We start from the raw sequence: 11348 nt of genomic DNA on the forward strand, positions 1-11348 counted from the left end.
GCTCACTAAACAAAAGGAAAGTGTTTAAAATTAATAGAAAATTGAATCGACTTATCAGTATCGGGTAAACTTATTATCACATTATTTTTTTCTGCTTTGGTATTAGTTATATGGAAAGTTGTACAACCATCTTTACTAATCGCAACCTGCAACTCTCTTTCATTATCACCATAACCTGAAATTATCGCGGAGCCATCAGTACGAACAAGTAATCTTTTACCGGAATAGACAGTACGGTCCACAATCACATAACCACTACACACACTCACGCCATCAGCAGGGACTTCAGAGGTAAATGCATAAGCACTGATAATATTTCCTCCATCTCTCCACTCACTAAATACTGCCTGACTTACACCCGGTGTTATAGAACCATCCTCCGCCGAAACAGTACAACGAAAACTACCCGCTACCTCAGATTGCAAATGGAAATAAGCCAGCCCGAAACTATTGGGGGCAAATTGATATTTTGCACCACCCCCTTCAACAATACTTCCTGATTCAACACTGGCCGATAATCTCTTTCCTGGCGGCCCATAAACCACAGCTAAATTTTTCGGGTTTATTCTGGGATATTCATTAGATACCATCGGCGCACCTTCACTAATTGATATCATGGCAGATGACATATCCGTTAGCGACAATATCACTGAACCTGGAGCAGAACTATTATTACCAACCTCATAATACCCTGTTCCCACGCCCTCTTGCCCCAAACAAAGCACGTTTTCCGCCGGCACCACTAAAGAAACATAACCCTGCTTAACATCCTCATCACTGACTGTTATTGGTTGTGCATCCCAGGCCGCCCTCGCAATCGGCTCATAGTCAAAATTATGCCCTTGCCAGTGGAATATGACACTATCGCCTTTCTGCATCTGCTGATAACTAATATGCACATTTAACCCACTATGTTGTACAAGAGATGAATAGTGAATCACGCCAGATGTTGAATCTGGATAAATGGATGGTAATAATTTTATCGATGGAGAATTAATAACTTTAATAACCGTCGGTTTAGAGAAGTTTTCATTCTCGAAATCATCAGCTGATGTATAAGTCACATTATAGCAACCATCCGGTATTTCAGAGAACGGAATAGTTACAGTAAAAAAATCAAGATTAATATTCTGAATATAATAGGGACGAGAAAATATTCCCCCAACATTTACTACGATCATATCCCCGATTCTCAGCCACTCATGATAAGGTACTTTAATAATTAAATCTTGGTTCTGTTGAACAGGAACATCAATCAAGCCATCGTGATCTGCTTGCGGCAACTCTGGAGACGATAAAGAAATAGGTGTATTGTCGTTATTGGTAATCATATTTCACCTCTCATTGGAATCGGTCTGAACGATAAAACAAAATTGACTCTATCCCCTGAATCTGAATCAGGCGCTGTTAGCCAAACATTAACTTTACCTACTGTGTTGCTAACCACATTCACTGTCGCACTACCATCCTCCTTTAATGGAATATCTGCCCAGTCTTTATTATAACCATCGATGAGGGCATTATTATTCACTTTTATACGGATTTGATTAATATCATCATTATTTTTACGATCAATAAAAAGATATATCGAGCAAGGCGTATTCCCATCTGCCGGAGCGCCCGTAGTATAATTATAAGCGGTAAATACTATAGCTTCATCAGACTGACGATAATTACCAAAAGTAAGCGGAAAAGACATTACTTTATTGATATCCTCTTGCGGGGCAATCACCACAAAAGCCGAAAATTCTTCGCTATTTTTAATATTTTTATGTTCAAACGGAGAACGAACATAAAAATGTCCTTTTCCAGTCTCATCTAGCGTCAATATGATCTGATCTAGATTAATGTTATCGTCTACAATGAAAGCGCCGATAGATGTCGTAGCATAGAATTTATGCCCAGGCAAACCATATAGAGTCACAATATTTTGAGGGTTAAGATTAGGGTAATCGGTTAAATCACTCATCGCCGCGTTTTCTGTGATAATCACACTTGATATGCCGTTATTCATATTGTCACCATTAACTCCATGATTCATTGGTTGAAAATAACCCACAATAAAAAATCGCTAGTTTACAAATAAGAAACATGTCCGGGGAAATGGAAAACGCTTACGCATTTTCCATAAACAAGTAAAAACTCAATCAGTTAAATTTATTGCCCAGGTGGAACCGTATCAATGCGTCCAAACCAAATCTTGGAGTTCTTTATATTTACACTATAAGTGATATAAACTAATCCTGGTCCATCATCATACGAGTCCACACCGGTAAAAGGTGCCTGACCAAGCAGAATAATAGCTTCTCCTGCCGCCACTTCTTCGGCAGTTACCGTATGAGGTTCAAGAGAATAAATTTTTGAAGATGGACTATGATTGACAATACCATTAACGTAAATACGTACATTGATAATACTATCCACATCTATTCCATTTTTTTTACCCACAGCAATACGCGCATCCAGCCCTCCCCCTAAAATTTTTACAAGATTGATCTTACCTCGCTGTTTAAGTTCGCTCTGATCTTTATGAGTAAAAATTCTAGCTGCCGCTAATGTACGCCTAATCTCTGGTGGTTGATTCGGTACTGACTTCGTTAAATAAAAATAGAGGGCTGTTGACATAGTAACGTTTCCAATGGCATCAACAGCATAATAATACAATTCATTATCACCAATATTTGGAATATTAGAATACGGAACTAAAATAAATGGCATATCAAACTGATTCATATTAGAAATCACAGCAGATTGACTTTGAGTTTCTTCACTATCTTCTCTAATCACTAAGAAAATTTGATCTTGTAGATTAGCACCTGTATAAGATGGGATAATCACATGAAAACCTGTACTGCTATTTCCTATCTGTGGTGTTAATTCATCACCAATCAATTCTTCAATATTTGGTGCAGGAAGATTTGGAACAATATCTTCTGTAATAAATAGAATATTTGATGAAGCATTTCTTAACAAATATGGCAGTTTTGTGAACATACGTACTGAATAGTTACCCTTAAATTTTTTAGGGAAAACTCTTAAAGCAACAGAACCTCTACTACTGGTATTAATATAATATTGATAATTACCATTTTCACTAATAAAAGGCAATATTTCTGTCGTAAGTTGATCTCTACCATCCTCAAAAATACGTACTGGCTTATCCGTTACCAGAGGAATCTGAAAATAGGGTAACGGATCACTTGTTTTACTCTGAGCATATATATTAACAAGGAGGCTGCCATTGAAAAATTTAGAAGGTTGTTCATCATCTTCTGCCGGAGAGAGGTCTTTTATCCACGAATCACCAATAATTATCGGTTCAAACGCGGCATATGAAAAACCATTTTTATCAATAGGATGGAACTCAATCTCCAATTTAGCATCGGGGTCCGTAACCTTATCCATTGAAAACATTATGGTGAAATCACTGGCACTAGAATGAGCAGTCACAACAAATTTCGCAGTACAGATATTTTTCTCAACATCTCTTGAAATACGAGGAATCTCATCAAAACTGATATTTTTTAAGTAATTATACACTATATCAGTCGTTTCCGTTACTTTATGAGTCTCATCACCTGAATAAGTCACAGTAATGACAACCGGGCACTCTTCTAAAACCGTTATCCCTGAAACGATATCTGCTGTAAGTGTCGACATATTAAACCTCATATTAAAGTTAAACACCAATAAGTAACAAACGTCTAATTTTCTTACCAAAATAATGCGCTTCTACAATGATGCTTACTACCTATTGCCTCCTTTCTACTTTTCACATAAATAAATTATTTACTTTAGCCGTTAATGTAATAACAATAAATCCATTACTCAGAACATAAGCTTTATATCCAGATAACCATATATAGCCACCATATTTTAGGATCAAGATTAGGATAATTGTTAAATCACTTTCCGCCGTGTTTGCCATTCCTCATACTGTCACCGTTAATTCCACAACTCATTGATTAAAAATAACAGGTAGATTCACATAATAAGTAAAATGACCCGAGAAATGGAAAATGCTCACGCATTTTCCAGCAAACAAAAAACTCAATCAGCTAAATTTACTGCCCAGGTGGAACAGTATCAATACGTCCATACCAAATCTTAGATTCCTTTTGGCCTACGCTGTAAGTGATATAAACTGAACCTGGCCCCCCGTCACTATACGAGTCCACACCAGTAAAAGGCACCTGACCAAGCGGAATAATAGTTTCTCCAGCCGCTGCTTCGTCGGCAGTTACCGTATGAAGCTTAAGAGAATAAAGTTGCGAAGACGGATTCTTATCTACAATACCATTAACGTAAACATTCACCTTGATAACACTATCTACATCTATTCCATTTTTTTTATCCATCACAATATGAGCATCCAACCCACCACCTAAAATACTTGCAAGATTGATACTGCCTTTTTGTCCAAGTTCTTCCCGATCTTTATGAGTGAAAATTCTGGGTGCCGCTAATGTACGCTCAATCTCTGGTGGTACATTCGGTACTGACCGCGTTAAATTAAAATAGAGGGCTGGTGACACAGTGATGTTTCCAGTTGCATCAACCACATAATAAGATAACCTATTATCGCCAATATTTGGAACACCGGCATACGGAACTAAAATAAATGGCATATCCAACTGATACGGCTCAGTGATTACAGCAGACTGGCTTTCTACTTGTCTATCATCTTCTTCAATTATTAAGAAAATCTGATCAAGTGGTTTAGCACCCTCATAAGATGGGATAATCACATGAAAACCTGTATTCCTATTTCCTATCGGTGGTGTTAATTTATCTCCAACCAACTCCTCAATTCCCAGAGCTGGAAGAGTTGGGTAAATATTCCGTGTAATCATCAAAATACCTGATGAAGCGTTTCTTAAAAAATATGGCAGTTTTGTGAGCATACTCACTGAATAGTTCCCTTTAGATTTCTTAGGGAAAACTTTTAAGGCAACAAAACCATCACTATTCGTATTAATATAATATTGATAATTATCTTTCCCGCTAATAAAAGGCAATATTTCTTCCGTCATTTTTCCTTGCTTAATCCCAAAAATACGCACTGGTTTATCCGTTACCAGAGGAATTTGAAAATAGGGTAACGCTTCTTTATTTTTACCCAGCGCATATATATTAACAAGGAAGTTGCCATTAAATTCAGAAGGTTGCGCATCATCTGCTGCCGGAGATAAATCTTTTATCAACGAATTGCCAATAATGATAGGTTCAAATGCTGAATACGAAAAATCATTTTCACCAATAGGATGAAACGTAATCTCTAATTTAGCATCGGGATCTGTATCCTTATCCATCGAAAATGTTACAGTAAAATCACTGGTACTGGAATGAGCAGTAACAACAAACTTTGCAGTGCAGGTATTTTTCTCGACATCCCTTGAAATACGGGGGGTCTCATCAAAACTGGCATCTTGTAGATCACTGTAAACTATGCCGGTTGTTTCTGTTACTTTATGAGTATCATCACCCAAATAAGTCACAGTCATGACAACCGGGCACTCTTCTAAAACCGTTATTCCTGAAACGATATCTGCTGTAAGTGTCGACATATTAAGCCTCATATTAAAGTTAAACACCAATCAGTAACAAACACTTAATTTTCTATCAAAATAATGCGTTTATACAACGATGCCTACTCTCTATTACCTCCTTCCTGTTTGTCACATAAATAAATTATTTACTTTAGCCGTTAATGTAATAACAATAAATATCTACTCGAAACATAAGCTTTATACCAAAATATACCCTATATAGTTACAATATATCTGGGGTTAAAATTACGGCAATTGTTAAATCATTTTTCGCCATATTGACCATTATTCATACTGTCACCATTAGCTCCATGATTCCTTGGTTGAAAATAAAATAACAACGATTAATAAAACATTATAGTATGTAATAAAGAAATCGCCAGTTCACAAATAAGAAATATGCTCGGAAAAATGGAAAATAAATAAAATCCCAATCAGTTAAATTTACTGTCCAGGTGGAACAGTATCAAGGTATCCAAACCAAATCTTAGATTCCTTTTGGCCTACACTGTAAGTGATATAAACTGAACCTAGCGTACCATCACGATATGAGTCTACATTAGTAAAAGGCCCTTGACCAAGCGGAATAATAGCTTCTCCTGCCGCCACTTCGTCGGTAGTTACCGTATGAGGTTCAACAGAATAAATTTTCGAAGATGGATTCTCATTTACAATACCATTAACGTAAATACGTACATTAATGACATTATTTACCTCTATTCCACTGTTTTTACCCACAGCAATATGAGCGTCCAATCCCCCTCCTAAAATACCATCAAGATTGATCTTAGCTGGCCACACAAATTCCAACTGCGTTCTATGATTAAAAATTATAGGTCTCGCTAATATACGCTTAATCTCTGGTGGTACATTTGGTACTGACCTCGTTAAATTAAAATAGAGGGAGGATGACATAGTTATGTTTCCCATTACATCAGCTACATAATAGTATAACTCATTATTGCCAATATTTGGAACACTAGCATATGGAACTAAAATAAATGGTATATCCAACTGATTCAGATCAGTAATTACAGCAGACGCACTTAGCGTTTCATCATTACCTTCTCTGATCATTAAGAAAACTCTATCTTTCGGTCTAACACCTTCATAGAACGGGATACTCACATGAAAACCCGTGCTACTATTTCCTATTGATGGCGTTAATCTATCACCGTCCAGTTCTTCTATATCTGGCATCACCAGCATTGGAGCAATGTCTTCTGTAATAAACAGAATATTTGATGAAGATTTTCTTGAAAAACCCTGCAATTCGGTGAACATATTAACTACATAGTTCCCCCCCTCCTCCTGACTGGGAAAAATCTTTAAGGCAACAAAACCTTTATTATCTGTATTAATATAGTATTTATTGTTATCTAGTTCTTGAATAAAAGGAAATATTTCTTTCGTAAGTTTCTTTCCATCATACCCAAAAATACGTACTAACTTATCCGTTACCAGGGGAATTTGAAAATAGGGTAACGGATCATTTGTTTTACTCAGCGCATATAGATTAATAAACAGGCTACCATTGAATGGTGAAGGTTTCTCATTATCCTCTGCCGGAGATAAGTCTTTTATCAACGAATCGCCAATAACTATAGGTTCAAATGCTGCATGTGAAAAACCATTTTCACCAATAGGATGAAACGCAATCTCCAATTTAGCATCGGGATCCGTAGCCTTATCCATTGAAAATGTTATGGTGAAATCACTGGCGCCAGAATTAGCAGTAACAACAAATTTCGCAGTGCAAGTATTTTTCTCAACATCTCTTGAAATACGAGGGATCTTATCAAAACTGGTATTTTCCGGGTTATCATACACTATGTCAGTCGAATCCGTTACTTTGTGAGTATCATCACCTGAATAAGTCACCGTGATAACAACTGGGCACTCCTCTAAAACCGTTACTCCTGAAACGATATCTGATTTAAGTATCGACATATTAAACCTCATATTAAAGTTAAACACCAATCAGTAACAAACACTTAATTTTCTATCAAAATAATGCGTTTATACAACGATGCTTACTCTCTATTACCTCCTTCCTGTTTGTCATATAAATAAACTATTTACTCTGGTCATTACTGTAATAGCAATGTATTCTTTATCCAAAAGGTATCATAAAATGGGATACAGTGTTTCCTCCGCATATTCAAAAAACTAAGTCAGAAACCATCAGCATATGAAAAAAACGCCTGACTAAGCTAATAACACTTACTCTAACCTCCACATCTTCCCTGATAAATGTATAAGGATCAATAGTAATAACTACTTAATCTAACTCCTCTCCCATAGTACGATTAACGTAAACACTTACACTAATAATATCATCTACATTGATTTCAATGAACAATTAAATAATTGATTTTCCCTCTCTGTCCAAGTTCTAAATGACCTTGGTGAGTAAAAACTCCAGCTACAGCTAATGTGCGAGAAACCTCTGTGATCGCTCATTAGGGACTGAATCGGTTAAAATAACGAGAAGATAGCATAGCTACATTTTCACTATAAGTAGCAGTAATGACAACTGAGCATTCTTCTAAAACCGTTATTCATGAAACGATATTTGCTGTAAGTATTGACAGATTAAACCTCATATTAAAATTAAACACCAATAAGTAACAAACGCCTAATCTTCTATCAAAATAACTTCCTGCTACAATGATGTTTACTACCTGTCTATTATTTCTTCCCTACTCCTCACATAAAACCACATAAGCCAGTAGCGATTTATCGCTCCTATTCAACATATGAGCCTTAATACTCTTATTATTTATCTGTAGTCCCCCCATTCTTATTCCGTTAGCACCTAACCCGTCAGTTGGATCATCTAATAAACCCTTTTGAATAAGATTTAAACCCAAATTATTAACCAGATAATCAATTGAACCACCAAGATCACTCTCTTTTATCCTATTTCCTCTTGTACAACGAGGTAAAGGTTGGCTCTTGTCAATATGACTATTCAGGTCAGGATAACCAATCCCCGGCCCTATCGGATCAGAATCAATAATTACAAAGTGGTCAATTTTCACATCGGGAATAACATATTTTAAATACCGGCCAGATTTTTGGTGTGTAAACGTCGCAGTTAATGTAACCATTCCTACTTTTTTAACTTGAAAATGCTCTCCATCCACATCAATTACGTTCCTATTACTTGAGTCATATACTCCAGTATAACCAGCTATATCTGATTTTCCGGGCAAATACTCAGGTTTAAATGTCATTTTTGGCCAAGCAAAATTCATTCTTTCTTTTGGAACCGAAGGCCCTAAATCTTGTTTCGCTTCACGTTCATAATGATAATCCAATATAAAGAAGCCAGTAACATCCTGCTCATTAGCCTTAATTTCCACCGTTTTATTCTTAGAGCCAACAGATGAATCATTCACTTTGGCTGTTACCATAACAGCAACAAACCCGCCGCTTTTGCTATATACCCGATATTGCGCTTTCCCATCAGCATCTGTTTTACCATCACCCACTACCTGAGTTACCAAGTTTTTATCAGTAATGGTGACTCCCTTACTATTTACTGCACTCCAGGCCACCGTAATACCGCTTTTCGCCTGCCCGGAAAAATCTTTTACTGTGGCAGTGAAGGTATAAATATGCCCCTCGCCTTCTCCTTCTGTTACGTGATCTGGGCTAACAGTAAGAGAAGCAAGCTCATTAGGGCTGATAAAACTGACTTTTTTATCCGCATTCATTGGCGTCTGCTGAGTAGCCGTTTTTGCCGATACTTGTACATCAATCGCTACCACTGTGCTGCTTAACGTCGCGGTCACCTGTCCCTGCGCGTTACTCACCGAGTTGTTCTGTTTCGTCAGGGTTAACCCGTCAACCGTTGGCTCTGTCTGCCAGTCGATATCAATCGGTTTATCCACCACCGGCTTGCCATATGCATCTTCCACTGTCGCCGTGAAGGTGTAAGTATCAGTGCCTCCGTTGTAGAGTGGACCCTCTTTGTCCACCGTTACATGGGTAACATGATAGCTAGTGCTCAGCTCCTCAAAGCTCACCGGGCTATCGGCCTTAACCCACGACGGGTTCGCCGCCGCCTTCGCCGATACCTGCACATCAGATACCTTCGCCGTGCTGGTTAAGGTCGCGGTCACCTGTCCCTGCGCGTTACTCACTGAGTTGTTCTGCTTCGTCAGTTTTAACCCGTCAGCCTTTGGATCTGTCTGCCAGTCAATATCGATTGATTTATCCACTACCGGCTTGCCATGCCCATCCACCACCGTCGCCGTGAAGGTATAACTGTCAGCGCCGTTGTTGTAGCGTACTTTGTCTTTATCCACTTCCACCGTCACGCCGGTGACTTGATAACTGAGGCTCAGCTCCTCAAAGCTGACCTTTCGATCAGCATCGACCCACGACGGGTTCGCCGCCGCTTTCGCCGATACCTGCACATCCTTCACCGCCGCCGTGCTGGTTAAGGTCGCCGTCACCTGTCCCTGCGCGTTACTCACCGAGTTGCTCTGTTTCGTCAGTTTTAACCCGTCAACCTTTGGATCTGTCTGCCAGTCAATGTCGATTGGTTTATCCGCTACCGGCTTGCCATGCCCATCCACCACCGTCGCCGTGAAGGTATAACTGTCAGCGCCGTTGTTGTAGCGTACTTTGTCTTTATCCACTTCCACCGTCACGCCAGTGACTTGATAACTGAGGCTCAGCTCCTCAAAGCTGACCTTTCGATCAGCATCGACCCACGACGGGTTCGCCGCCGCCTTCGCCGATACCTGCACATCAGATACCTTCGCCGTGCTGGTTAAGGTCGCCGTCACCTGCCCCTGCGCATTACTGACCGAATTGCTCTGTTTTGTCAGGGTTAACCCCTCAACCTTTGGATCTGTCTGCCAGTCAATGTCGATCGGGTGACCCACCACCAGATTGCCGTGCCCATCCTTCACCGTCGCCGTGAAGGTATAACTGTCAGCGCCGTTGTTGTAGCGTACTTTGTCTTTATCCACTTCCACCGTCACGCCGGTGACTTGATAACTGAGGCTCAGCTCCTCAAAGCTGACCTTTCGATCAGCATCGACCCACGACGGGTTCGCCGCCGCTTTCGCCGATACCTGCACATCCTTCACCGCCGCCGTGCTGGTTAAGGTCGCCGTCACCTGTCCCTGCGCGTTACTCACCGAGTTGCTCTGTTTCGTCAGTTTTAACCCGTCAACCTTTGGATCTGTCTGCCAGTCAATGTCGATTGGTTTATCCGCTACCGGCTTGCCATGCCCATCCACCACCGTCGCCGTGAAGGTATAACTGTCAGCGCCGTTGTTGTAGCGTACTTTGTCTTTATCCACTTCCACCGTCACGCCAGTGACTTGATAACTGAGGCTCAGCTCCTCAAAGCTGACCTTTCGATCAGCATCGACCCACGACGGGTTCGCCGCCGCCTTCGCCGATACCTGCACATCAGATACCTTCGCCGTGCTGGTTAAGGTCGCCGTCACCTGCCCCTGCGCATTACTGACCGAATTGCTCTGTTTTGTCAGGGTTAACCCCTCAACCTTTGGATCTGTCTGCCAGTCAATGTCGATCGGGTGACCCACCACCAGATTGCCGTGCCCATCCTTCACCGTCGCCGTGAAGGTATAACTGTCACTGCCGTTGTTGTAGCGCTTCTTGTCTTTATCCACGTCCACCGTCACGCTGGCGACATAGTAGCTGGTGCTGAACTCCGCAAAACTGACTTTTCCGTTCGCGTTCACCGCCGTCTGCTGGCTGGCCGTTTTCGCCGATACCTGCACATCTTTCACCGCCGCCGTGCTGGTTAAG

General features: G+C 40.1%; 6 protein-coding genes. All 6 read right to left on the reverse strand.

Features of this window, described 5'->3' with window-relative positions; genetic code table 11:
• Nucleotides 1-5: 5 nt before the first annotated feature.
• Nucleotides 6-1331 carry a hypothetical protein gene (locus tag ACGF49_RS04970; RefSeq protein ID WP_387489938.1) on the reverse strand — a complete coding sequence of 442 codons (1326 nt, stop codon included), beginning with the start codon at nucleotides 1329-1331 and terminating at the stop codon, nucleotides 6-8.
• Nucleotides 1328-2014, reverse strand: coding sequence for a hypothetical protein (locus ACGF49_RS04975; protein WP_387489941.1), 687 nt, complete (start codon nucleotides 2012-2014; stop codon nucleotides 1328-1330). The genes ACGF49_RS04970 and ACGF49_RS04975 overlap by 4 nt, the downstream gene beginning before the upstream one ends.
• Before the next feature lie 143 nt (nucleotides 2015-2157).
• Nucleotides 2158-3660, reverse strand: a complete 1503-nt coding sequence (locus ACGF49_RS04980) for a hypothetical protein (protein ID WP_228900278.1) — start codon at nucleotides 3658-3660, stop codon at nucleotides 2158-2160.
• A gap of 404 nt (nucleotides 3661-4064) precedes the next feature.
• On the reverse strand, nucleotides 4065-5567 hold the full coding sequence (locus ACGF49_RS04985; protein ID WP_113040686.1) for a hypothetical protein: 1503 nt from the start codon (nucleotides 5565-5567) through the stop codon (nucleotides 4065-4067).
• A 426-nt stretch (nucleotides 5568-5993) separates the two neighbouring features.
• Nucleotides 5994-7499, reverse strand: coding sequence for a hypothetical protein (locus ACGF49_RS04990; protein ID WP_113040687.1), 1506 nt, complete (start codon nucleotides 7497-7499; stop codon nucleotides 5994-5996).
• A gap of 752 nt (nucleotides 7500-8251) precedes the next feature.
• On the reverse strand, nucleotides 8252-11348 hold a 3097-nt coding region (locus ACGF49_RS04995), incomplete at its 5' end, for an Ig-like domain-containing protein (protein WP_387489945.1).

Origin of the sequence: Photorhabdus sp. RM96S, from assembly GCF_042879335.1 — a bacterium.
In the GTDB taxonomy this organism is placed as follows: domain Bacteria; phylum Pseudomonadota; class Gammaproteobacteria; order Enterobacterales; family Enterobacteriaceae; genus Photorhabdus; species Photorhabdus kayaii.